At 42.6% G+C, this 26,166-nt stretch carries 17 protein-coding genes, 5 tRNA genes and 1 rRNA gene (1 of these 23 only partly in view); 1 reads left to right on the top strand and 22 read right to left on the bottom strand.

The genetic code is table 11. The annotated features are described in order from the left end of the window. A 16S ribosomal RNA gene (locus OM33_RS03920) occupies positions 1–203 on the bottom strand (it extends 1,330 nt beyond the left edge of the window). A 550-nt stretch (positions 204–753) separates the two neighbouring features. Beyond that, entirely contained in the window at positions 754–1,218 is a 465-nt protein-coding gene (locus tag OM33_RS03915; RefSeq protein WP_038638992.1) for a GNAT family N-acetyltransferase, read from the bottom strand. Between the two features lie 218 nt (positions 1,219–1,436). Here OM33_RS03915 and OM33_RS03910 point away from each other — a divergent pair, with 218 nt between their 5' ends. Next, on the top strand, positions 1,437–1,847 hold the full coding sequence (locus tag OM33_RS03910) for a VOC family protein (RefSeq protein WP_038638989.1): 411 nt from the start codon (positions 1,437–1,439) through the stop codon (positions 1,845–1,847). 31 nt (positions 1,848–1,878) lie between these two features. Here the strand turns inward: OM33_RS03910 and OM33_RS03905 are convergent, their stop codons facing one another. From OM33_RS03905 to OM33_RS03810, 20 genes are all read right to left on the bottom strand, one after another. After that, positions 1,879–4,581: an ATP-binding protein gene (locus OM33_RS03905; RefSeq protein ID WP_038638986.1), complete on the bottom strand. Its 2,703-nt coding sequence runs from the start codon at positions 4,579–4,581 to the stop codon at positions 1,879–1,881. A gap of 423 nt (positions 4,582–5,004) precedes the next feature. Continuing rightward, entirely contained in the window at positions 5,005–6,189 is a 1,185-nt protein-coding gene (gene tuf, locus OM33_RS03900; RefSeq protein ID WP_038638961.1) for an elongation factor Tu, read from the bottom strand. Positions 6,190–6,250: 61 nt separating this feature from the next. Next, a complete protein-coding gene (gene fusA / locus OM33_RS03895) occupies positions 6,251–8,368 on the bottom strand; it encodes an elongation factor G (RefSeq protein ID WP_038638983.1) in 2,118 nt (705 codons plus the stop codon). A gap of 27 nt (positions 8,369–8,395) precedes the next feature. Beyond that, on the bottom strand, positions 8,396–8,866 hold the full coding sequence (rpsG, locus tag OM33_RS03890; RefSeq protein ID WP_010562301.1) for a 30S ribosomal protein S7: 471 nt from the start codon (positions 8,864–8,866) through the stop codon (positions 8,396–8,398). 100 nt (positions 8,867–8,966) lie between these two features. Continuing rightward, on the bottom strand, positions 8,967–9,341 hold the full coding sequence (gene rpsL, locus OM33_RS03885; RefSeq protein ID WP_010562300.1) for a 30S ribosomal protein S12: 375 nt from the start codon (positions 9,339–9,341) through the stop codon (positions 8,967–8,969). A gap of 163 nt (positions 9,342–9,504) precedes the next feature. Further along, positions 9,505–13,680 (bottom strand): DNA-directed RNA polymerase subunit beta', encoded by a 4,176-nt coding sequence (gene rpoC, locus OM33_RS03880; RefSeq protein WP_038638981.1) that lies wholly within the window; start codon positions 13,678–13,680, stop codon positions 9,505–9,507. A 108-nt stretch (positions 13,681–13,788) separates the two neighbouring features. Beyond that, the gene (rpoB, locus tag OM33_RS03875) at positions 13,789–17,814 is read right to left on the bottom strand and encodes a DNA-directed RNA polymerase subunit beta (RefSeq protein ID WP_038638979.1); all 4,026 of its coding nucleotides are present in this window, start codon (positions 17,812–17,814) and stop codon (positions 13,789–13,791) included. A 267-nt stretch (positions 17,815–18,081) separates the two neighbouring features. Then, the gene (rplL, locus tag OM33_RS03870; protein WP_010562297.1) at positions 18,082–18,444 is read right to left on the bottom strand and encodes a 50S ribosomal protein L7/L12; all 363 of its coding nucleotides are present in this window, start codon (positions 18,442–18,444) and stop codon (positions 18,082–18,084) included. An 80-nt stretch (positions 18,445–18,524) separates the two neighbouring features. Beyond that, entirely contained in the window at positions 18,525–19,019 is a 495-nt protein-coding gene (gene rplJ, locus OM33_RS03865) for a 50S ribosomal protein L10 (RefSeq protein ID WP_010562296.1), read from the bottom strand. A gap of 326 nt (positions 19,020–19,345) precedes the next feature. Next, complete coding sequence (rplA, locus tag OM33_RS03860; protein WP_038638975.1) at positions 19,346–20,050, bottom strand: 50S ribosomal protein L1; 705 nt, start codon at positions 20,048–20,050, stop codon at positions 19,346–19,348. 6 nt (positions 20,051–20,056) lie between these two features. Next, on the bottom strand, positions 20,057–20,485 hold the full coding sequence (gene rplK, locus OM33_RS03855) for a 50S ribosomal protein L11 (protein WP_010387320.1): 429 nt from the start codon (positions 20,483–20,485) through the stop codon (positions 20,057–20,059). Between the two features lie 160 nt (positions 20,486–20,645). Then, positions 20,646–21,203: a transcription termination/antitermination protein NusG gene (nusG, locus tag OM33_RS03850; protein WP_038638970.1), complete on the bottom strand. Its 558-nt coding sequence runs from the start codon at positions 21,201–21,203 to the stop codon at positions 20,646–20,648. A gap of 4 nt (positions 21,204–21,207) precedes the next feature. After that, the gene (gene secE / locus OM33_RS03845; protein WP_038638967.1) at positions 21,208–21,585 is read right to left on the bottom strand and encodes a preprotein translocase subunit SecE; all 378 of its coding nucleotides are present in this window, start codon (positions 21,583–21,585) and stop codon (positions 21,208–21,210) included. Between the two features lie 129 nt (positions 21,586–21,714). Continuing rightward, a tRNA-Trp gene (locus OM33_RS03840) sits at positions 21,715–21,791 on the bottom strand. A gap of 164 nt (positions 21,792–21,955) precedes the next feature. Next, positions 21,956–24,037, bottom strand: a complete 2,082-nt coding sequence (gene fusA / locus OM33_RS03835; RefSeq protein WP_038638964.1) for an elongation factor G — start codon at positions 24,035–24,037, stop codon at positions 21,956–21,958. A gap of 262 nt (positions 24,038–24,299) precedes the next feature. Further along, complete coding sequence (tuf, locus tag OM33_RS03830; RefSeq protein ID WP_038638961.1) at positions 24,300–25,484, bottom strand: elongation factor Tu; 1,185 nt, start codon at positions 25,482–25,484, stop codon at positions 24,300–24,302. Positions 25,485–25,622: 138 nt separating this feature from the next. After that, positions 25,623–25,698, bottom strand: a tRNA-Thr gene (locus tag OM33_RS03825). Positions 25,699–25,709: 11 nt separating this feature from the next. Continuing rightward, positions 25,710–25,784: transfer RNA gene (locus tag OM33_RS03820), tRNA-Gly, on the bottom strand. 43 nt (positions 25,785–25,827) lie between these two features. Further along, positions 25,828–25,912 (bottom strand) — tRNA-Tyr (locus tag OM33_RS03815). Between the two features lie 43 nt (positions 25,913–25,955). After that, positions 25,956–26,031 (bottom strand) — tRNA-Thr (locus OM33_RS03810). Positions 26,032–26,166 lie beyond the last annotated feature (135 nt).

Here is a 26,166-nt window from a genome sequence, read left to right as displayed (position 1 = left end):
AAGCCCCCTTTGGTCCGTAGACATTATGCGGTATTAGCCATCGTTTCCAATGGTTGTCCCCCACCTAAAGGCATGTTCCCAAGCATTACTCACCCGTCCGCCGCTCGTCATCTTCTAGCAAGCTAGAAATGTTACCGCTCGACTTGCATGTGTTAGGCCTGCCGCCAGCGTTCAATCTGAGCCATGATCAAACTCTTCAATTAAAAGTGTTTTTGGACATAAGTCCGACTCAATGAATTCTGATTTTGATATCAAAAGATATCGAATTGACTGTGCTGAATAAATTTCTTTATTCCGTTGGTCACTCAGTTCAATTAAGTCTAAATTTTGTTACGCTTTAAAAGCGTATGTTAGAACTTAATCTGTACGAGTGCCCACACAGATGATTGCTTAAATTTTTAAAGAACAGTGCAAACAACCTTGCGTTTGCCGCGACGCTTCGTCGCTGTTAGGGCTGCGTATGTTACGCTTTCCTAATTTTTTGTCAACACTTAATTTTGATTATTTTTCTTATGTTTTTAAGAAACTTTCAAAACTCAGTTTTACTTGACTTACCCAACTCGTGATTCGCTGCTATGCTGCGTCGTTCCCCGTGTTGGTGGAGGCGCATTATAGAGAGATCCGAATTTGGATCAACCCCTATTTCAAACTTTTTTTAGTTTTTTAGATCGTTTGGGCGAAATACGTACAAAACCATGCAAAAGTGACACTTTTATCATCAATTTAGGGCTGTTTGTCTAGATAAAAGTGTTTTTACTCTGCTGAATTAAATGTTTGCTGGGTTACTTCACCCCAGTAATTGTCTTGAATAATACTTTCTGTATAAGTATCTGTATAACTTTCTATAGCTTTTCGCCAAAATCGAGTGGCTTTTACAGCACCATCTATTTGTTTTATTTTCCAATCACCTTGGTAGTGTTGCCAAATCCAGCTGGCAAACTTACGACCAATTCCTTTTTCTCTAACACTTGGAACAACATAAAACTCTGCTATTTCAAAACTTGTAGTTGCATGCTGCTTTATTGCAGCTATTCCTACAGGCCTATTTTCAACATAACAAATTAATCCTGACACGTTATCAACGAGTTCAGTGTCTAAGTCGAATAGACCCATTAAATTTGGTAGCTTACCTGTGATTGCTGAAAACTCAGCCTCATACCCTTGTAATAAGTTTAAATAAACTCTCATATTCGCTTGTTCTACTGCAATTACTTCCACTTATTTACCTCATTCATTAAGTGATAGCGCAATCATCACACAAAAATAATTTCAAAAAAATAAAAACAATGCTTTACCTCAAGTTAACTTGAGCTTTTATAGTCTAATCTCTTACTTATGAAAGGACTTATTTTATGTACTCATTTACTCAATATTTAAAATGCATCAACTGTCATTCTTTGTTTATCTCTACTTCTGCGCTGAAATAAGGAAATACTATGTTTTTAGAACACGTTAATCTCGTTGTCGCTGACCTTAAAATGTCTCTAACTTTTTACCAAGCAGCGTTTCCACATTGGTATATTCGCGCGGAGGGCGCAGGTGAATGGAATGGTAAACCAAGAAAATGGCTGCACTTTGGTGATGACTATCATTATATTGCCTTCAGTGATCATGGTGAGGGGGCTAATAGACTACTGTCTGGGCACCAAATTGGATTGGCTCACTTTGCTTATGTCGTAAAGAACTTAGATTCATTAATTACACGGATGCAACTAGCGGGTTTTAAAGTTGATAAAGGAAGTGTCCATCCGTTTCGAAAAAATGCTTATTTTATTGACCCTAATGGGTTCGAAGTTGAATTTGTAGAATACCTCAGTGATTTACCTTGCGAACGAAATAGTGATTAACATTGAACCAGTCTAACTCGTGATTCTCAACTTATGTTAGAGAATCACATAGCACTTTTATTAATTTATTTAATTCGATTGGCTTAGCAAGATGTGAATCAAAACCTTCTTCTAAATATCGAGCCACATCTTTCTCTAGAACATTTGCAGTTAATGCAATTATAGGAATTTGTTTATTTGTTTCACGGATTAACATACATGCCTGTTCACCATCCATAATTGGCATTTGAATATCCATAAAAATGATTTCAGGTCGATTTTTTTCAAGTAATGTAATTGCTTCCTTTCCGTTTTCTGCAATCAATAAGTTCGCATTTGAAGGTGCTGTGATCGCTTTAAAGACCATTTGATTCACTTTATTGTCTTCCGCTAACAAGATTGTTTTACCCGAAAGATCTGGCATATTTAATTCTTTATCAACAGGCTGTTCTATTTTCTTTGTGGGGCTGTGCTTTAAAGGTAGCTTAACCGTGAATTTTGATCCTTTTTCTAATTCACTCGAGACCTCGATGTTGCCTTTCATGAGATAAATTAACTGTGAGACAATCGCAAGTCCTAACCCTGTTCCACCAAAACGCCTTGTTGTCGAACTGTCAGCCTGCACAAATCGTTCAAACAACTTCTCTGTTTGCTGTTCTGTCATGCCAATTCCAGTATCTGTTACTTCAAGCAACAAGCCACGCTTATACTTGCTCGCTAACACTTCTACCTTGCCTGAATCTGTAAACTTAACTGAATTACTGATTAAATTGATTAATATTTGTTTTATACGTGTTGGGTCGCCATACCAGACACCTGAAATAGTTTGCATCGAGCCTACTACAAGATCTAATCCTTTGCTTTCTGCAATAGTCGCTTGTTCGTTAATTGTATCCTGAATTAATTTGCTAAGATCAAATTCAGTGTTTTCAATTTCAAGTTTGCCGGCCTCCAGTTTCGATATATCGAGAATGTCATTGATTATTGTCAGCAACGTTCGGCCAGAGGAAAGTGCACTATCAATGAGTTCTTTTTCCTTTATCTCTTGTTTAGATTGTTTCAATAGTTGTAACGTGGTGAGTACCACATTTAGTGGAGTTCGAATTTCATGGCTCATGTTGGCTATAAATTCATTTTTGACTTGATCTGCTTTTTCGAGTTTGTCTATTACTGCTGCTAATTGAGTGGTTTTGCTTTTAACTTGATGTTTGAGTTGATCATTAAACCCAGCAAGAATTAATGTGAATGCAATTCCGAGCGCAGCAATAATAAAGCCTACAATTAAAGTTAACCAACTTAGCCAATCTTTTTTGGTATTTTCAAAACTATCAGTACTCTCAAAAGTAACCGACCATTTTCTACCAAACCACTCTATTTCATAAGATTCAGAAAAATGCAGTTGATGATTAGAGTTATGATTTTGCACCACCCCAGTAGCATACGCACTACTCTTTAAATTTAAGTCAAATATAGTGAAGTTATATGACTCACTTGCCTTCGTATTTAGCAGTAAACGTTCTAGTGATTTATCAACCTCTATCACTATCTCTGCTATACCTATTAATTGATTATCATGGTCACTAAAAACAGGATAGTAAATCACATTACCTGTTTCTTTATCAGATTGCTGAGCCAACCGGATAGGCGGAGTAGCCCGAATGCCTTGTGCTTCGATAGCATCAAAAACGGTATCACCTGCAACAGGATGACTAGCCAAATCGATACCTATGGCCAAGCTGTTATTTGCATAAGGTGCTGTAAGTCCTATTGGAAATATTTTTGAGTGTAACCGGCTTTCGTCAATGATTTTTATCTTTGCGTTGGTTAACCCTCTTTGTGATTGCTTAGTAAGCCAAAGTTCTTTTTCTTCTACATCTAAGACATCTAGCCAGGCAATTGCACGGTATGGAATTACTCCATCATTTAAAGATGCTGCAATTAATTGAAACTCATCAATAGTTGGTGAAATGCCACTGCGAAATATTGTGGCAAGGGCGAATAAGTTGTTTTCGATTTGTCGTTTTAAAATTTCAAGCTCATAAATTTTTTTTTCAGTAATCTCTGAAAATTTAATCGCAAGGTTTCGCTTATAAATATCTTTGGAGTAGGTAAATGTCAAACAAACAGAGGTTAATAGTACAACACTGACAAAAGCGACTATTTTGCTATTTTTAATAGGCTTAATATAGTGTGCAGAGAATAATATAGCGAATAAGGGGAAAAAGAATAACACACCAACACTATCCCCAACCCACCAAGTAAACCAAACAAAGTCGACAATATCTATTGGAATAATACCTTGGAGATATAAACTTAAAACGCCAATTGACGCTGATACAAGGCATGCCACAGGACTAGTAAGCGTGAGAACTTTTAAGAGTGGGCCTGCGGAATTAAAGTTAAGTGGAAGATCGCAAAACTTTTTTAATAGATAGTAACTGAGCAAAGCTTGTAGTACAGCTCCACAAGCACGAACAGCATTCCATAGTAAATCAGAAATAGTGATTAATTCGAGGCTGACACCGGAGCTATATAAGTTAGCGCCTAATGCACCGATGAATAACGGTAGCGTCACAGCCCGACCAAAATAAAGTACTAAGGCTACGGCTGCACCAGCAGCAGGCCAAACAGCACTAGCAAAGCCCGGTTCGATTCGAAAAAAAGTGCCAATTAAGCCTAAAAGAAAATAAATGACAACAATAAAAACAAATGCTATTGGCTTATTCTGCAACAATGTTTTTATTGTACCCGCCATTTAATCAGTCCTTTCTTCAATCATTTACTGATTAAACATAGCACAAAAAGCAAACTTTAATTTCTTACCATTTGGTTAGTTACGCTTGGCAGTAAAAACAAGGAGCCAGTAATTTTTAGTTTTGAATATCAATAAGAAATATCGAAGACTTGATTAAACTTCCGACCTTCTTAATAGCAATTGATTCACTTTTATGTAGTTGATGTTCTTTTTTAGATCATCTTACTTTATAGCTTGATAAGGTAATTTACCCCGATCAATTTGTGTCACGTTATATGCCAAATCAACACCTTCATCATGCTGATAGCTTTGATTTAGTTTAAATAATAGATTGGCAAAATTTGGATATAGAAAATATTTACACATAAAAAAACCCGAGCCTAAACTCGGGTTTTTCAATGCTTATGCATTAACTATCAAGAATTAGTCTTCGATAGTTGCAACAACACCAGCACCTACTGTACGGCCACCTTCACGGATCGCGAAACGTAGACCTTCGTCCATCGCGATTGGAACGATTAGCTCAACAGTCATCTTGATGTTGTCACCTGGCATTACCATTTCTACGCCATCTGGTAATTGGATATCACCAGTTACGTCAGTTGTACGGAAGTAGAACTGTGGACGGTAGCCTTTGAAGAATGGCGTGTGACGACCACCTTCGTCTTTAGAAAGTACGTATACTTCTGAAGTGAACTTCGTGTGAGGAGTGATTGAACCAGGCTTACATAGAACCTGACCACGCTCAACTTCGTCACGCTTAGTACCACGTAGAAGTGCACCAATGTTCTCACCTGCACGACCTTCGTCTAGAAGCTTACGGAACATTTCAACACCCGTACAAGTAGTAGTTGTAGTTTCTTTAATACCTACGATTTCTACTTCGTCATTCACGTTGATGATACCGCGCTCAACACGACCTGTTACTACTGTACCACGGCCTTGGATTGAGAATACGTCTTCGATAGGCATTAGGAATGGCTTATCGATGTCACGCTCTGGCTCTGGGATGTATGAATCTAGTGCTTCTGCAAGCTCAACGATCTTGTCTTCCCACTCTTTCTCGCCTTCTAACGCTTTAAGCGCTGAACCTTGGATTAGAGGTAGGTCGTCACCTGGGAAGTCGTACTCAGAAAGAAGTTCACGAACTTCCATCTCTACTAGTTCTAGTAGTTCTTCGTCGTCAACCATGTCACATTTGTTCATGAATACAACGATGTAAGGTACACCAACCTGACGTGAAAGTAGGATGTGCTCACGAGTCTGTGGCATTGGGCCATCAGTCGCAGCTACTACTAGGATCGCGCCGTCCATCTGTGCAGCACCAGTGATCATGTTTTTAACATAATCCGCGTGTCCTGGACAGTCTACGTGTGCGTAGTGACGAGTCGGAGTATCGTACTCAACGTGTGAAGTTGAGATTGTGATACCACGCTCACGCTCTTCTGGAGCGTTATCGATTGCTGAGAAGTCTTTCGCTTCACCACCGTATACTTTTGCAAGTACGTTAGTGATTGCTGCAGTTAGAGTTGTTTTACCGTGGTCAACGTGGCCGATTGTACCTACGTTTACGTGCGGTTTCGAACGTTCAAACTTTTCTTTTGCCATTTTCTTAAATTCCTATAAAGAAATTAAAGTCCGATCCCACATGAATCGGACCGAACTAAAATTACTTAACAGCGCGAGCTGCAATAATTGCTTCCGCTACATTTGATGATGCTTCAGCGTACTTGAGGAATTCCATCGAGTACGAAGCACGACCTTGCGTAGCAGAACGAAGGTCTGTTGCATAACCGAACATCTCAGCAAGCGGCACTTGTGCGTTAACTTGCTTAAGACCACCTGGCGCTTCGTCCATGCCTTCGATCATACCGCGACGACGGTTTAAGTCGCCTACAACATCACCCATATTTTCTTCTGGAGTGATGACTTCAACCTTCATAACTGGTTCTAATAAGGCTGGGTTCGCTTCAAGCGCACCTTTCTTGAATGCCATAGAACCTGCGATCTTAAACGCCATTTCATTCGAGTCTACATCATGGAATGAACCATCATATAACGTCGCTCTAACGCCTAATACAGGGAAGCCAGCTAATACACCATTTTGCATTTGCTCAGCGACACCTTTTTCTACCGCAGGAATGTACTCTTTTGGAACAACGCCTCCAACGATTTCGTTAACGAATTCGAAGTTTTCAGCATCTTCTTCTGTAAAGTCCATTGGCTCAAGTTTCAGCCAAACGTGACCATATTGTCCGCGACCACCAGACTGACGTACAAACTTCCCTTCAACTTCAACAGTTGAGCGGATAGCTTCACGATACGCAACCTGAGGTTTACCAACGTTACATTCAACGCTGAATTCACGTTTCATACGATCAACGATAATATCTAAGTGAAGTTCACCCATTCCTGAAATGATGGTCTGGCCTGATTCTTCATCTGTTTCGACACGGAAAGATGGATCTTCTGCAGCTAGTTTACCTAGTGCAATACCCATTTTTTCTTGGTCAGCTTTGGTACGCGGTTCTACCGCTACTGAAATTACTGGCTCAGGGAATTCCATGCGCTCAAGTGTAATGTGCGAATCAAGTGAACACAGTGTGTCACCTGTTGTTACATCTTTCAGACCAATTGCTGCCGCGATGTCGCCAGCGCGAACTTCTTTAATCTCTTGACGGTCATTTGAGTGCATTTGCACAATACGACCAAAACGCTCACGTTTAGCTTTAACTGGGTTGTAAACTGTATCACCAGTGGCTACAACACCTGAGTAAACGCGGAAGAAAGTTAGCGTTCCAACAAATGGGTCGGTTGCAATCTTAAATGCAAGCGCCGCAAATGGTGCGTTATCATCAGCAGGACGTTCTTCTTCTGTCTCACCGTCGTCTAAAACACCTTGGATTTGCTTAACTTCAGTTGGTGACGGCATGAATTCAATCACAGCATCAAGTACCGCTTGAACACCTTTGTTCTTAAATGCAGAACCACAGGCCATTGGAACGATTTCGTTCGCAAGCGTACGTTGACGAATTGCTGCTTTGATTTCTTCTTCCGTTAATTCACCATCTTCTAGGTACTTTTCCATTAACTCTTCGTTTGCTTCAGCAGCAGACTCAACTAAATGAGCACGCCATTCTTCAGCAAGGTCTTGAAGGTCAGCAGGAATCTCTTCGTAAGTGAAGCTCATACCCTGATCTTCTTCAGACCAGTTAATTGCTTTCATCTTGATAAGATCAACGACTCCTTTGAAGTCGTCTTCAGCACCGATAGCAAGTTGGATTGGTACAGGTACAGCGCCTAAACGGCTCTTAACCTGCTCAACTACCATCAAGAAGTCAGCACCTACGCGGTCCATCTTATTAACAAAGATCATGCGTGGTACTTCATATTTATTTGCTTGTCGCCACACCGTTTCCGTTTGTGGCTGGACACCAGATGAAGCACAAAGTACTACAACCGCACCATCAAGTACGCGTAAAGAACGCTCTACTTCGATAGTGAAGTCTACGTGTCCTGGCGTATCAATAATATTGATACGGTGGTCTTCGAACTGAGCGTCCATCCCTTTCCAGAAACACGTGGTTGCAGCAGAAGTGATCGTGATACCACGCTCTTGCTCCTGCTCCATCCAGTCCATAGTTGCGGCACCGTCGTGAACTTCACCGATCTTATGACTAAGACCGGTATAGAAAAGAACACGTTCTGTAGTGGTGGTTTTACCCGCATCTACGTGGGCACAAATACCGATATTGCGATAACGCTCAATTGGAGTTGTACGTGCCATAATATCCTCTTAAAACTTAAGAGCTTACTACCAACGGTAGTGAGCGAATGCCTTGTTCGCTTCAGCCATACGGTGAACGTCTTCACGTTTCTTAACCGCAGTGCCTTTGTTTTCAGCAGCATCAATCATTTCTTGTGCAAGACGTAAGCCCATTGATTTTTCACCACGCTTACGAGCTGCTTCAACTAACCAACGCATACCTAATGCGTTGCGACGAACTGGGCGTACTTCTACTGGTACTTGGTATGTTGAACCACCAACACGGCGAGATTTAACCTCTACCTGTGGGCGAACATTTTCAAGTGCCGATTCGAAGATTTCTAGGTGCGACTTGCCTGATTTCTCAGCAGCCACGTCTAGCGCACCATATACGATTTTTTCAGCAGTTGACTTCTTACCGTCTAACATTACTACGTTAACGAATTTAGCAAGAAGCTCTGATCCGAACTTCGGATCTGGAAGAATTTTACGTTGACCTATTACGCGTCTTCTAGGCATTTTAATCTCTCCGATTTCTTCAGGTCCGCTTTACTTCAGCGAATCCCCAAAACAATATTAATTACAAATTTAAGTGCTTGGCCTTACTAACGGAGAACCATTAGCCCTTAGGGCGCTTAGCACCGTACTTAGAACGACCTTGACGACGGTCGTTAACGCCTGCACAGTCAAGTGCACCGCGAACAGTGTGGAAACGTACACCTGGTAAGTCTTTAACACGACCACCACGGATAAGAATTACACTGTGCTCTTGAAGGTTGTGACCTTCACCACCGATGTATGAAGTTACTTCGAAACCGTTCGTTAAACGAACACGCGCTACTTTACGTAGAGCTGAGTTTGGTTTCTTAGGTGTTGTTGTATATACACGAGTACATACGCCACGCTTTTGAGGACAAGCCTTAAGCGCAGCTGAGTTATTTGATTTAACCTTGCTGCGACGTGGCTTACGCACTAGCTGGTTGATAGTTGCCATTAAATAGCTCCTAATAATTAAACTAAACTACTGAAAAAAATCCGCCCTTTTACTCTACTGAGCAAAAGGGTGGCGGAATTTTAATGAGCAAAGTTTAACCTGTCAACATAAACCGCACATATAGCCCAAAATTTAGGCTATACATGCAGATTGACGATAAAGGTTATTCTTGCTCGCCTTCGATGCCAGCATTAAGCGCATCAGTTAGTGCTTGTGATGCTTCATCAACACTTACTGTTTGCTCTTCAACACTTTCACCTTGTTTGCGACGATTGATACGGTCTTGGTGGTAGGCAAAACCAGTACCCGCCGGAATCAAGCGACCTACAATTACGTTTTCTTTCAGACCACGTAATTCATCGCTCTTACCATTTACAGCTGCATCAGTAAGAACACGAGTTGTCTCCTGGAATGATGCTGCAGAAATGAATGATTCTGTCGCAAGTGATGCTTTAGTAATACCCATTAGCTGAATTTCATATTTAGCTGGGATCTTACCTTGCTCTTCAAGATCACGGTTTGCGATATTTACGCGCGCCACTTCAACTTGTTCACCTGCTAGGAATTCTGTATCACCACCGTCTAGGATGATGCACTTACGGATCATCTGACGAATGATAGTTTCGATGTGCTTATCGTTAATTTTTACACCCTGTAAACGGTATACTTCTTGTACTTCGTTTACGATGTAGTTAGCAACATCAGTTACACCACGTAGGCGAAGGATATCGTGTGGTGACTCTGGACCGTCGGCGATAACTTCACCTTTCGATACTGATTCACCTTCGAATACGTTAAGCTGACGCCATTTCGGAATCATCTCTTCGTATGCATCACCTTGCTCTGGTGTAATAACTAAGCGTTTCTTACCTTTAGTTTCTTTACCGAAACTAACAGTACCTGTGATTTCTGCAAGAATTGCTGGATCTTTCGGCTTACGCGCTTCAAATAAGTCAGCAACTCGAGGTAGACCACCGGTGATATCACGAGTCTTCGAACCTTCTTGCGGGATACGCGCTAATACTGCACCAGCCGCAACCGTTGAACCATCAGTCACTTCAATAGTAGTGAATGAAGGAATACGGATTTCTTGAAGACCGCGCTCATCATTTTCGATGATTAACTTAGGCTCTTTCGCGTTAACTTTCGCTAGGTCTTTAACAACCATACGCGTAAGACCAGTTAGTTCGTCTGTTTGCGACTCTACGTTTGAGTCATCAATGTCGCTGAACTGAACTTTTGATTCGTGTTCAACAATAATTGGGTGACTATGCGGATCCCATGTCGCAACGATATCGTTACCAGCAACTTCAGCACCATCTTGAACTGAAAGAACCGCACCGTAAGGTACTTTATAACGCTCTTTCTCACGACCGTGCTCATCGATAACTGTGATTTCAGTTGAACGAGATGTGATTACAATCTTGCCGTCTGAATTAAGAACGTATTTTGCGTTATGCAGCTTTAAGCTACCGTTGTTCTTAACTTGTACACTGTTCTCTGCAGACGCTCGAGATGCCGCACCACCGATGTGGAAGGTACGCATCGTAAGCTGAGTACCCGGCTCACCGATTGATTGAGCTGCGATAACACCTACTGATTCACCTGGGTTGATTAGGTGACCACGTGCAAGGTCACGACCGTAACAGTTAGCACATACACCGAAGTCGTTATCACATGTGATAACTGAACGTACGCGTACTTCGTCCACTGAGTTCTCTTCTAGAAGGTCACACAGTTTTTCGTCAAGCATTACGTTACGCTCAACAAGTACTTCTTCAGTACCTGGTTTTAATACGTCTTCAGCAACTACACGACCTAATACACGCTCGCGTAGCGGCTCAACAACGTCACCACCTTCAATTAGCGGCTTCATTGTTAGACCATCTTCAGTACCACAGTCTTGCTCGTTGATTACTAAGTCTTGTGCAACGTCTACTAGACGACGCGTTAGGTAACCCGAGTTCGCTGTCTTAAGTGCTGTATCGGCAAGACCTTTACGCGCACCGTGCGTCGAGATGAAGTACTGTAGTACGTTTAGACCTTCACGGAAGTTCGCCGTGATTGGTGTTTCGATGATTGAACCATCTGGACGTGCCATTAGACCACGCATACCCGCTAACTGACGGATCTGAGCGGCGCTACCACGTGCACCTGAGTCGGCCATCATAAATACTGAGTTGAATGAGTCTTGCTCTTCCTCAACACCTTCAGCGTTGATTACAGTATCTTTTGATAAGTTTGCCATCATTTCACGTGACAAGTTTTCATTTACACGTGACCAGATATCGATAACTTTGTTGTACTTTTCACCCGCAGTTACAAGACCTGACTGGAACTGTTGGTTGATTTCGTTAACTTCTGCTTCAGCAGCGTCGATGATTTCAGCTTTAACTGGTGGGATTTCCATATCGTTAATACCGATAGAAACACCCGACTTCATCGCGTAGTGGAAACCTGTGTACATTACTTGGTCAGCAAACACTACAGTGTCTTTTAGACCTAGACGACGGTAACACTCGTTAAGAAGACCTGAAATCTGCTTCTTACCCATTGCCTTGTTAACAAGCTCAAATGGTAAGCCTTCAGGCATGATAAGTGAGAAAATCGCACGACCTACTGTTGTTTCAACTAGGTGTGTAATTTCGCTCTTGTCGCCTTCTTCGCTGATAACCGTTTCAGTTAAACGAACTTTAACGCGTGCATGTAAGTCAGCAACACCTGTGCGGTATGCTTTCTCAGCTTCTTTCGCGTCTTTGAATACTAAACCTTCACCGTTCGCATTGATGCGATCACGCGTCATGTAGTAAAGACCTAATACAACGTCCTGTGAGGGTACGATGATTGGCTCACCGTTCGCTGGTGAAAGAATGTTGTTGGTTGACATCATTAGTGCACGTGCTTCTAGCTGTGCTTCTAATGTTAACGGTACGTGTACCGCCATTTGGTCACCATCGAAGTCAGCGTTATATGCCGCACACACTAATGGGTGTAGGTGAATCGCTTTACCTTCGATTAATACTGGTTCAAACGCCTGGATACCAAGACGGTGAAGTGTAGGTGCACGGTTAAGTAGAACCGGGTGCTCACGAATTACTTCATCAAGGATATCCCAAACTTCCGGTACTTCACGCTCTACCATCTTCTTCGCAGCTTTGATAGTAGTCGCCATACCGCGGCGCTCTAATTTACCGTAGATAAATGGCTTGAATAGCTCGAGTGCCATTTTCTTAGGAAGACCACACTGGTGTAGTTTCAGTGTAGGACCTACAGTGATTACAGAACGACCTGAGTAGTCAACACGCTTACCAAGAAGGTTTTGACGGAAACGACCTTGCTTACCTTTGATCATGTCTGCAAGCGACTTAAGTGGACGCTTGTTAGAACCTGTGATCGCACGACCGCGACGACCGTTATCAAGTAGTGCATCTACCGCTTCTTGTAACATACGCTTTTCGTTGCGTACGATAATGTCTGGTGCAGCTAAGTCTAAAAGACGCTTCAGACGGTTGTTACGGTTGATTACACGACGGTATAAATCGTTCAGATCAGATGTAGCAAAACGACCGCCATCTAGTGGTACTAGTGGACGTAGATCTGGTGGAAGAACTGGTAATACAGTCATGATCATCCACTCAGGGTTGTTACCTGATTGGTGGAATGATTCCATCAGCTTAAGACGCTTAGTGATCTTCTTACGCTTAGTTTCAGAGTTAATTGTTGGTAACTCTTCGCGCATTTCTGCAATTAGCTGACCAAGGTCTAGGTCACGAAGTAAATCAAGTACAGCTTCTGCACCCATCTTAGCTTCGAACTCGTCACCGTGTTCTTCTAATGCATCTAGGTATTCTTCTTCACCTAATAGCTGACCACGCTCAAGCGTTGTCATACCTGGCTCTGTTACTACGAATGATTCGAAGTAAAGTACACGTTCGATATCACGTAATGTCATGTCTAACATTAAGCCGATACGAGACGGTAATGATTTAAGGAACCAAATGTGCGCTACAGGGCTAGCTAGCTCGATATGACCCATACGGTCACGACGAACCTTAGTTAATGTAACTTCTACGCCACACTTTTCACAAATAACACCACGGTGCTTTAAGCGCTTATATTTACCACATAAACACTCATAGTCTTTTACTGGGCCGAAAATACGAGCACAGAATAAGCCGTCGCGCTCAGGCTTGAAAGTACGGTAGTTGATTGTCTCAGGTTTCTTTACTTCACCGAATGACCATGAACGTACCATATCTGGCGAAGCTAGACCGATGCGGATCGCATCAAACTCTTCGGTCTTGTTTTGTTGCTTCAGAAACTTAAGTAAGTCTTTCACCTTAGCTCTCCTAAAGGAGGTTAATCTTGGGGGCGGTCCATTTTAGCCACCCCAGCTATTCGTTCGCGAAAGGCGCTTAACTCTTTATTAGAGAAGCGCCGAATCGGCTTATTCTTCTTCCAGCTCGATGTTGATACCTAGTGAGCGGATCTCTTTCAACAATACGTTGAACGATTCTGGCATACCAGGTTCCATCTTGTGGTTTCCGTCTACGATGTTCTTATACATCTTAGTACGACCGTTAACATCATCCGACTTAACAGTAAGCATTTCTTGTAGTGTGTAAGCAGCACCGTATGCTTCTAGTGCCCATACTTCCATCTCACCGAAACGCTGACCACCGAACTGAGCTTTACCACCAAGTGGCTGCTGAGTTACTAAGCTGTAAGAACCAGTCGAACGAGCGTGCATCTTGTCATCTACTAAGTGGTTTAGTTTCAGCATGTACATGTAACCTACAGTTACTTTACGCTCAAACTCATCACCAGTACGACCGTCATAAAGTGTTACCTGACCACTTGAAGGGTATCCACCTAGCTCAAGTAGCTCTTTGATTTCACTTTCTTTTGCACCGTCAAACGCTGGAGTTGCGATTGGTAAACCGCCTTTTAGGTTTTCAGCTAAGCGACGGATTTCATCATCAGAGAAGCTTGCAATATCAACTTTCTGACGACAGTCACCTAATGCGTAAGCTTTAGCAATGAATTCACGTAATTCGTGAAGTTCACGCTGTTCTTTCATCATGTCTTCTAGACGTTCACCGATACCACGTGCAGCCAGACCCATGTGTGTTTCTAAGATCTGACCGATGTTCATACGTGATGGTACACCTAGCGGGTTAAGAACGATATCTACGGTACGACCACGGTCATCGTAAGGCATATCTTCTACTGGTACGATTGTCGAGATAACACCCTTGTTACCGTGACGACCAGCCATCTTATCACCCGGTTGAATACGACGTTTAACCGCAAGGTAAACTTTAACAATCTTAAGAACACCTGGTGCTAAATCATCACCTTGAGTGATCTTACGACGCTTAGTTTCAAAGCGCTTATCGTAATCAGCTTTTAATTCGTCATACTGTTCAGCTAGTTGCTCTAACTCACCTTGTTGTGCTTCGTCAGCTAGGCTTTGTGTTAGTAGCTTGTCTGCAGCAAGACCTGCTAGAGATGCTTCGTCAGCACCAGCAGCTACAAGTAGCTTGCGTGCACGACTTAAGATACCTTCTTCAAGGATCTTGAACTCTTCGTTGAAGTCTTTCTTCGCTTCACGAACTTGCATCTCTTCGATTTCAAGTGCGCGCTTGTCTTTTTCAACACCATCGCGAGTAAATACTTGAACATCGATTACCGTACCTGAAACTGAGTTTGGTACGCGTAGTGAGCTGTCTTTAACGTCAGACGCTTTTTCACCGAAGATAGCACGTAGTAGCTTTTCTTCAGGAGTTAGCTGCGTTTCACCTTTAGGCGTTACTTTACCTACTAAGATGTCACCGCCTTTAACTTCAGCACCGATGTAAACAACACCTGATTCATCAAGTTTGCCAAGTGCAGATTCACCTACGTTAGGAATATCAGCAGTGATTTCTTCTGGACCTAACTTGGTATCACGCGCGATACACTGAAGTTCTTGAATATGAATCGTAGTTAGGCGATCTTCTTGAACTACGCGCTCTGAAAGTAAGATTGAATCCTCGAAGTTGTAACCATTCCATGGCATGAATGCCACGCGAAGGTTCTGACCTAGTGCTAAGTCACCTAGGTCTGTCGAAGGACCATCTGCAAGTACGTCGCCACGAACAACCGGCTCACCAACCATACACGTTGGTTTTTGGTTGATACATGTGTTCTGGTTAGAACGTGTGTACTTAGTTAGGTTATAAATGTCGATACCCGCTTCACCTGGAACGCGCTCATCTTCATTTACGTTTACAACGATACGGCTCGCATCAGCGTAATCAACCACACCGCCACGCTTAGCAACGATTGTTACACCAGAGTCTTTCGCAAGTGTACGCTCGATACCTGTACCTACTAACGGCTTATCAGCGCGTAATGTTGGTACTGCTTGACGTTGCATGTTCGATCCCATTAGTGCACGGTTCGCATCATCGTGTTCTAGGAATGGGATAAGTGCTGCTGCAACTGAGATAACCTGTTGTGGCGATACATCCATATATTGAATGCTGTCGCTAGGCATAAAGGTTGATTCACCTTTGTGACGACATGGAATTTGCTCATCAACAAAACGGTTTTCTTCAGTTAGGTTTGCGTTTGCCTGTGCAATTACAAACTGGCCTTCTTCGATTGCAGATAGGTAATCAACTTCGTCAGTTACAACGCCGTCAATTACTTTACGATATGGTGTTTCTAGGAAACCATAATCGTTAGTGCGTGCGTACGTTGAAAGCGAGTTGATTAGACCGATGTTCGGACCTTCAGGCGTTTCGATTGGACATACACGACCGTAGTGAGTTACGTGAACGTCACGTACTTCGAAGCCTGCGCGCTCACGCGTTAGACCACCCGGACCTAATGCAGAGATACGACGCTTATGCGTTACTTCTGAAAGCGGGTTGTTTTGGTCCATAAATTGAGATAACTGCGATGAACCGAAGAATTCTTTAACCGCTGCAGAAATAGGCTTAGCATTGATTAGATCTTGTGGCATTACTGCATCAAGGTCACCTAAGCTTAAACGCTCACGAACTGCACGCTCAACACGTACTAAACCAACACGGAATTGGTTTTCAGCCATTTCACCAACTGAACGGATACGACGGTTACCTAAGTGGTCAATATCATCAACCTCACCTTTACCGTTACGAATGTCGATAAGAACCTTCATAACTGCAACGATGTCTTCTTTACTTAGTGTACCTGCACCATAACCTTCTTCGTGGCCAACACGGCTGTTGAACTTCATACGACCAACTTGTGATAGGTCGTAACGCTCTTCAGAGAAGAATAAGTTGTCGAATAATGCTTCTGCTGCATCACGCGTTGGTGGCTCACCTGGACGCATCATGCGATAGATTTCAACAAGTGCTTCTAAACGATCGTTTGTCGGGTCAACACGTACAGTTTCAGACATGTACGCACCGCTATCAACTTCGTTGATATACAGTGTTTCAATTTTGTTAAAGCCCGCTTTAACAAGTTCAGCCATTAACTCAAGTGAAAGCTCAGCATTTGCTTCAGCAATGATTTCACCTGTATCTTCGTTGATATAGTTTTTAGCTACAACACGATCAATGATGTATTCGTGAGGAACTTCTAGCTGAGTAACGTTGTTCTTTTCTAGTTGTTTGATGTGACGCGCCGTAATACGACGGCCTGATTCAACAATCACATCACCAGAAGGATCTTTAATATCAAAGATCGCAGTTTCACCACGTAAACGTGATGGAACAAGTTCCATTAATACTTTACCGTCTGCTACTTCGAAAGTCGTTGTTTCGAAGAACATTGCTAGAATTTCTTCTGTAGAGAATTCTAACGCACGTAAAATAATTGACGCTGGTAACTTACGACGACGGTCGATACGAACGAAAAGGTTATCTTTTGGATCGAATTCGAAGTCTAACCATGAACCACGGTAAGGAATAACGCGTGCATTGTATAAAACTTTACCCGACGAGTGTGTTTTACCACGGTCATTATCGAAGAATACACCTGGTGAACGATGTAGCTGAGAAACGATTACACGCTCAGTACCATTGATCACAAAAGTACCAGTATCGGTCATGAGCGGAATTTCGCCCATATATACTTCTTGTTCTTTAATGTCTTTTACTGTGCCTGGTGCTTCCTTGTCCATTAGCACTAAGCGAAGCTTAACGCGTAATGGTGCAGAATAAGTCACACCGCGGATTTGACACTCTTTAACATCAAATACTGGCTCACCAATACGATAACTTACGTATTGTAGCTCAGAATTTCCCGAGTAACTTTTGATCGGGAAAACAGAACGGAATGCTGCTTCAAGGCCGTGATTGCCTTCTGCGTCCGGACTTAAGAATTTTTTAAAGGATTCTAACTGCGTAGACAGTAGAAACGGCACATCCAACACTTGTGGACGTTTACCAAAATCCTTACGGATACGTTTCTTTTCAGAATAAGAGTAAGCCATGGGGTTCCTCAGCTTGCTGACTTTTGACCCAACTGCTCATAATAATGAACAGACTAACTTGGCACTGTGGCCAATACTGCAACACCAATTTTTTAATTAGCTAAAAACATTAAAAATCAGTTGGTTGCAAAACTAATAATTAAACAACTTAGCTAATTATTGTGCGACTGCAAAGCCGGAGCTCTACAGCGCAAAAAGGCCGGTGAATAAAAATTCACCAGCCCTTGCCTGATTTTTGGTCAGGCAGCTAATCTAGCATAAGCTAGATTACTTGATCTCAACTTCAGCACCAGCTTCTTCAAGATCTTTCTTAAGTGCTTCAGCTTCTTCCTTAGATACACCTTCTTTGATTGGTGCAGGAGCAGACTCAACAAGCGCCTTAGCTTCTTTAAGGCCAAGACCAGTTGCGCCACGTACAGCTTTGATTGCAGCAACTTTGTTACCGCCAGCAGCAGCTAAGATTACGTCGAACTCAGTCTTTTCTTCAGCAGCTTCAGCAGGACCAGCAGCAACAACAGCAGCAGCTGCAGTTACGCCGAACTTCTCTTCCATAGCTTCAACTAGTTCAACAACTTCCATTACTGACATTTCAGCAATAGCGTCAAGGATTTGGTCTTTAGATACAGACATTTCAAATTTCCTAATAATTACGAACCATTAAGGGTTCAAAAAATACTTTACACCGAAAAAGAACAAAAAACAGCTTAAAATTAAGCAGCTTGCTCAGCTTTCTGTACACGTACTGCTTCAATTGTTTTACACAATTTACCAGCAGACGCTTCTTTCATAGCGCTCATTAAGCGTGCAACTGCTTCGTCGTATGTAGGTAGTGTAGCAAGCATATCTGCGTCTACAACGTTACCTTCAAAAGCCGCCGTTTTAACTTCAAAGTTTTCATTCTTCTTCGCGAAATCTTTAAAGATACGCGCTGCAGCACCTGGGTGCTCAGAAGAGAAAGCAATTAAGCTAGGGCCAACTAGTGACTCATTTAGACACTCATAATCAGTACCTTCAACAGCACGTTTAGCTAAAGTGTTACGAACAACCTTCATCCAAACGCCTGCTTCACGAGCTTCTTTACGAAGGGCAGTGATAGCATCTACAGTTACACCACGAGAATCTGCAACAACTGCAGAAAGAGCACCTTTGGCAGCTTCGTTAACTTCAGCAACAATTGCTTTTTTGTCTTGAAGATTTAACGCCATGGGTGTTACTCCTGGTTCTATGGGGACAAGCCCCTGTTTACTCATCTTCTAATCAAAATTAAGATTAGAAGTGCTTTTTACGGCGAGAGCCAGAAGATTAGGAAAAATCTTGCTGGGGATTCACACCGTCTACGTAGGAAATTAAGCTTACCAAGTGGCTTGCACCTACGGTCTTGGACGAAAGCCTAATTTATCGCTTTTGCTTGAAACAAGCGCGAAATTATAGACTCCAACCCGAATTTGGTTCTATTGTTAAGTTATTAACTCAACAAAATGGCGCAAAATTATAGTGTAATTTTTGCGCCATGTAAACGCCATTCTCTAAATTATACTACTTGAGTATTCAGAGAAGCTTGGTCTACAGCAACACCAGCACCCATAGTAGTAGAGATGCTTACTTTCTTAAGGAAAGTACCTTTCGCTTGTGAAGGCTTAGCCTTCTTAAGAGCGATGATTAACGCTTCAAGGTTTTCTTGAAGTTGGTTTGCATCAAAATCTACTTTACCGATAGTAGTGTGGATAATACCGTTCTTGTCGTTGCGGTAACGAACCTGACCAGCTTTAGCGTTTTTAACTGCTTCTGCAACGTTAGGCGTTACAGTACCAGTTTTAGGGTTAGGCATAAGACCACGTGGACCTAGGATTTGACCTAGTTGACCAACAACGCGCATTGCATCTGGAGAAGCAACAACAACGTCAAAGTTCATTTCGCCTTTCTTAACCTGCTCAGCAAGGTCGTCCATACCAACTAAATCAGCACCAGCTTCTTTAGCAGCATCTGCATTTGCACCTTGAGTGAATACAGCAACGCGTACTTCACGACCAGTACCGTGTGGTAGTACAGTTGCACCACGTACGTTTTGGTCTGATTTACGAGCGTCGATGCCAAGGTTTACAGCAACGTCAACACTTTCAGTGAATTTAGCAGTAGCTAGTTCTTTAAGAAGAGCAACAGCTTCGTTGATTTCGTACTCTTTAGTTACGTCAACTTTTTCGCGGATTACGCGCATACGCTTAGTTAATTTAGCCATTCTCAATTACCCTTCTACATTCAAGCCCATTGCACGTGCAGAACCTGCAATCGTGCGTACAGCTGCATCCATATCAGCAGCAGTAAGGTCAGGACGTTTAGTCTCAACGATCTCTTCAAGTTGTGCACGTGTTACAGTACCAACTTTCTCAGTGTTAGGACGGCCAGAACCAGACTTGATACCTGCAGCCTTCTTAAGAAGGTAAGAAGCAGGTGGTGTTTTCATATCAAAAGTGAATGAACGGTCGTTGTAAACAGAAATGATTACAGGAACCGGTGCACCTTTCTCGATAGACTCTGTACGTGCGTTGAACGCTTTACAGAATTCCATGATGTTTACACCGTGTTGACCTAGTGCAGGACCTACTGGAGGACTAGGGTTAGCCATACCAGCAGCAACTTGTAGCTTGATTAGAGCTTCAACTTTCTTTGCCATTTTAATAACCTCATAAGTGGGTCTTAGCCTTGTGCGTGCGAGGACACGTACTCAAGCGGCTTCCCAAATTAAAAAATTCTATCTTTTGCTATCACCAGATAACAAAAGGCCGCTGATTATAGATTAACCAGCGGCCTTTTTCAATATGATCTTTTAAGAATTATTTATCAGCTTCAACCTGACCAAATTCTAATTCTACTGGTGTAGAACGACCAAAGATAAGTACTGATACCTTCAAACGGCTACGGTCGTAGTCGACCTCTTCAACAACACCGTTAAAGTCAGCAAATGGACCATCAGTAACACGTACCACTTCACCTGGCTCAAATAACGTAGCCGGCTTAGGTGCATCTGCGTTTTCTTGTAAACGATTCAGAATACGATCAGCTTCTTTTTTGCTGATTGGCGCAGGGCGATCTGATGTACCACCAATAAAGCCCATTACACGAGGTGTGCTGTTAACTAAGTGCCAACTTGCATCATTCATGTCCATTTCAACCAGTACATAGCCTGGGAAAAATTTACGCTCTGAACGACGTTTTTGGCCTGATTTCATTTCAACTACTTCTTCAGTAGGAACTAAAACTTCACCAAAACTGTCTTCAAGACCTTGGATTTTAATATGCTCAATAATTGTTTGAGCAACACGTTTCTCAAAACCAGAAAATGCTTGTACTACGTACCAGCGTAGTTTCTTTTCTTTGTTCTCATCCGCCATGGGATCAGATCTCCAATCCAGTTAAAAAGCCAACAATTCTAAATAATGCGCCGTCTAAACCCCACAGGATTAGCGCTGTGATTACTGTAGCAATCATCACGATAAAAGTAGTTTGAACCGTTTCTTGGCGTGTTGGCCACACCACTTTACGCACTTCTAACTTCGCTTCTTTAGCAAAGGCGATAAATTCTTGACCTTTACTCGTTAACGCTGCAACACCAAGGCCTGCAGCAATTGCAATCACTACACCAATTGCACGCAATAGTACAGATTGGTCTTCAAACATATAATTGCCAACAACTGCGCCTGCAAGCAGTGCAATTGAAACAATCCATTTTAATGCATCCATTGAGCTTGATGGAGCTTCTACATTCGCGCTCATAATTAATTTACCTTAATACCAGACACAACAACCCCGTCACTAAGACAGGGTTAATCCATAAAATCCAAACTTTATAATTTACTTAGCAATCAAAAAAACAAATTATCAGGTTTAGACTTCGAATTAAAGTGGCAGGGGCGACAGGACTCGAACCCGTAACCGTCGGTTTTGGAGACCGCTGTTCTACCAATTGGAACTACGCCCCTGCAAAGTGGAAGCCCATTATACTGACCAAATCTTTTAAAACAAGGGTAAAAGATGCTCACTGCTCAATTATCTTAACTTTGCAGTATTTCAGTTTTAGGTTTTTAAAATTTAGTCAATAAAAAACCCAGCAAAAGCTGGGTTTTTAGAACTTAGAAAAGTTTAATTACTTATTCTTTTCTTTTTGTTCAGCAATTACTGTCTCAGCAACGTTTGCTGGACATGCAGAGTAGTGTGAGAACTCCATTGAGAACTGACCACGACCTGAAGTAATTGTACGAAGGTGACCAATGTAACCGAACATTTCTGAAAGCGGTACGTCACCCTTGATGCGAACGCCCATTGCGCCAGCTTCTTGGTCTTTGATCATACCACGACGACGGTTAAGGTCACCGATTACGTCACCTACGTTGTCTTCTGGTGTGAACACATCAACTTTCATGATTGGCTCAAGAAGTTGAGGACCTGCTTTTGGAATTGACTGACGGAATGCACCTTTCGCTGCGATTTCGAACGCGATTGCTGATGAGTCAACTGCGTGGAAAGCACCGTCGAATAGCTCAACTTCAACGTCTAGTACTGGGAAGCCTGCAAGAACACCTTCTTCCATCATAGATGCGAAGCCTTTCTCAACTGCTGGCCAGAATTCCTTAGGAACGTTACCACCAACTACTGAAGATGAGAAAGTGAAGCCTGAGTTTTGCTCGCCTGGCTTGATGCGGTAGTCGATCTTACCGAACTGACCAGAACCACCTGATTGCTTCTTGTGCGTGTAGCTGTCTTCGATTTCTTGCGTGATAGTTTCACGGTAAGCAACCTGAGGCTGACCAACAACAAGGTCTACACCGTAAGTACGCTTAAGGATATCAACCTTGATGTCTAGGTGTAATTCACCCATACCTTTAAGGATTGTTTCACCTGAATCTTCGTCAGTTTCAACCTGGAATGACGGATCTTCTGCAACCATCTTACCGATAGCGATACCCATCTTCTCGTTACCACCTTTATCTTTAGGTGCAACAGCGATTGAGATTACCGGATCAGGGAAGATCATCGCTTCAAGAGTACATTCGTGCTTAGGATCACATAGCGTGTGACCTGTTTGAACGTTCTTCATACCTACAACTGCAATGATGTCACCCGCTTGTGCTTCAGTGATTTCGTTACGGTCGTCAGCTTGCATCTCTACCATACGGCCGATACGTTCTGTTTTACCCGTTGCTGAGTTAAGTACTGTATCACCTTTCTTCATGCGACCTGAGTAGATACGGATGAATGTAAGTGCACCGAAACGGTCATCCATGATTTTGAACGCTAGCGCTTTTAACGGCTCTTCAGCGTCAACAGTTGCAACTTCACCAGTTGGCTCACCTGTTTCAGGATCAGTTAGTGGCTGAGGGTCAACTTCAGTTGGTGCTGGAAGGTAATCAACAACAGCGTCAAGAACTAATTGAACACCCTTGTTTTTGAATGCAGAACCACAGTAAGTTGGGAAGAACGCTAGATCACGTGTACCTTTACGGATACATGCTTTAATTTGTTCCATTGAAGGGATTTCACCTTCCATGTACGCTTCCATTAGGTCATCGTCTTGCTCAACAGCAGTTTCGATTAGCATCTCATGGTATTCTTCAACTTTGTCAACCATGTCTGCAGGAACGTCTTGTACTTCATAGTTTTCAGGAAGACCTGAGTCATCCCAAACGTATGCTTTTTTCTCTAGTACGTCTACAACACCAACGAAATCATCTTCGATACCGATTGGTAATGTCATAACTAGTGGGTTTGCACCAAGAACATTTGTTACTTGATCTACTACGCGGTAGAAGTCAGCACCCATACGGTCTAGTTTGTTTACGAAGATACAACGAGCAACTTCTGACTCGTTCGCATAACGCCAGTTAGTTTCTGATTGCGGCTCAACACCACCAGAACCACAGAATACACCGATACCACCATCAAGAACTTTAAGTGAACGATATACTTCAACTGTGAAGTCAACGTGTCCAGGAGTATCGATTACGTTTAAACGGTGACCTTTCCACTCACACGTTACAGCTGCTGACTGGATTGTAATACCACGCTCAGCTTCCTGTTCCATGAAGTCAGTTGTAGATTCACCATCGTGAACTTCACCAGTTTTGTGGATTTTACCAGTAAGCTTAAGGATACGTTCTGTTGTAGTCGTTTTACCCGCATCTACGTGGGCAAAAATACCGATATTTCTGTACTTAGATAAATCAGCCATTTCTTTACTCTAATTAATTAAAATTTTTCGCGCGGAGTATAACACTAGTTGATGACAACATCATCTGTTAGTGACGTATTTACAGCAATAAAATGTACAAAAATTAGCTTATTTTTGATTAAGCCTATTACATTTGATTGCTTACAGTTTGAACAACTGTAGTTCAAACTATGTACAAGACCGCAACGAATGTTAAAAATGAAAAAAACCCGCGTAACTATTTACGCGGGTTTTTCAATGCTTATGCATTAACTATCAAGAATTAGTCTTCGATAGTTGCAACAACACCAGCACCTACTGTACGGCCACCTTCACGGATCGCGAAACGTAGACCTTCGTCCATCGCGATTGGAACGATTAGCTCAACAGTCATCTTGATGTTGTCACCTGGCATTACCATTTCTACGCCATCTGGTAATTGGATATCACCAGTTACGTCAGTTGTACGGAAGTAGAACTGTGGACGGTAGCCTTTGAAGAATGGCGTGTGACGACCACCTTCGTCTTTAGAAAGTACGTATACTTCTGAAGTGAACTTCGTGTGAGGAGTGATTGAACCAGGCTTACATAGAACCTGACCACGCTCAACTTCGTCACGCTTAGTACCACGTAGAAGTGCACCAATGTTCTCACCTGCACGACCTTCGTCTAGAAGCTTACGGAACATTTCAACACCCGTACAAGTAGTAGTTGTAGTTTCTTTAATACCTACGATTTCTACTTCGTCATTCACGTTGATGATACCGCGCTCAACACGACCTGTTACTACTGTACCACGGCCTTGGATTGAGAATACGTCTTCGATAGGCATTAGGAATGGCTTATCGATGTCACGCTCTGGCTCTGGGATGTATGAATCTAGTGCTTCTGCAAGCTCAACGATCTTGTCTTCCCACTCTTTCTCGCCTTCTAACGCTTTAAGCGCTGAACCTTGGATTAGAGGTAGGTCGTCACCTGGGAAGTCGTACTCAGAAAGAAGTTCACGAACTTCCATCTCTACTAGTTCTAGTAGTTCTTCGTCGTCAACCATGTCACATTTGTTCATGAATACAACGATGTAAGGTACACCAACCTGACGTGAAAGTAGGATGTGCTCACGAGTCTGTGGCATTGGGCCATCAGTCGCAGCTACTACTAGGATCGCGCCGTCCATCTGTGCAGCACCAGTGATCATGTTTTTAACATAATCCGCGTGTCCTGGACAGTCTACGTGTGCGTAGTGACGAGTCGGAGTATCGTACTCAACGTGTGAAGTTGAGATTGTGATACCACGCTCACGCTCTTCTGGAGCGTTATCGATTGCTGAGAAGTCTTTCGCTTCACCACCGTATACTTTTGCAAGTACGTTAGTGATTGCTGCAGTTAGAGTTGTTTTACCGTGGTCAACGTGGCCGATTGTACCTACGTTTACGTGCGGTTTCGAACGTTCAAACTTTTCTTTTGCCATGACGGAACCTATAAAGTTATATAACTAAAATTACATGTAAAGTGTCTACAAAAAGCGCAGACGTATTCAAATAATTGAATAAGTTTATGACAAATTAAAGGAAGTGGAAATTATTTAAGAAAGGTTATAGCTCGGTACTGGTGCTGATAGGCAGATTTGAACTGCCGACCTCACCCTTACCAAGGGTGCGCTCTACCGACTGAGCTATATCAGCACACCAGAAACTGGAGCGGGCAGCGGGAATCGAACCCGCATCATCAGCTTGGAAGGCTGAGGTAATAGCCATTATACGATGCCCGCTTTCGGAACCTGTTCTTAACTACCTCTAACCGTCAAGAGTAAGTGGTGGAGGGGGACGGATTCGAACCATCGAAGGCAATGCCGTCAGATTTACAGTCTGATCCCTTTGGCCGCTCGGGAACCCCTCCACAAATTCTTTTAAAGCTAGACTTTCATATAGTGAAAGTAAAATGGTGCCGACTATCCGAGTCGAACGGATGACCTACTGATTACAAGTCAGTTGCTCTACCAGCTGAGCTAAGTCGGCACGTATACTGCTTAAGTACGGGGCGAGATTCTAAGGCAAGGTTTTAGGATATGCAACCATTAATTTTAAAAAAAATGAAAGTATCGCTTCAAACGTCCAAGTTTTAGTCAAATCGCTGCAGATTTATGCTGTTAC

The organism is Pseudoalteromonas piratica (assembly GCF_000788395.1).
Taxonomy (GTDB): Bacteria; Pseudomonadota; Gammaproteobacteria; order Enterobacterales; family Alteromonadaceae; genus Pseudoalteromonas; species Pseudoalteromonas piratica.
This window is presented reverse-complemented; position numbering and strand designations above follow the sequence as displayed.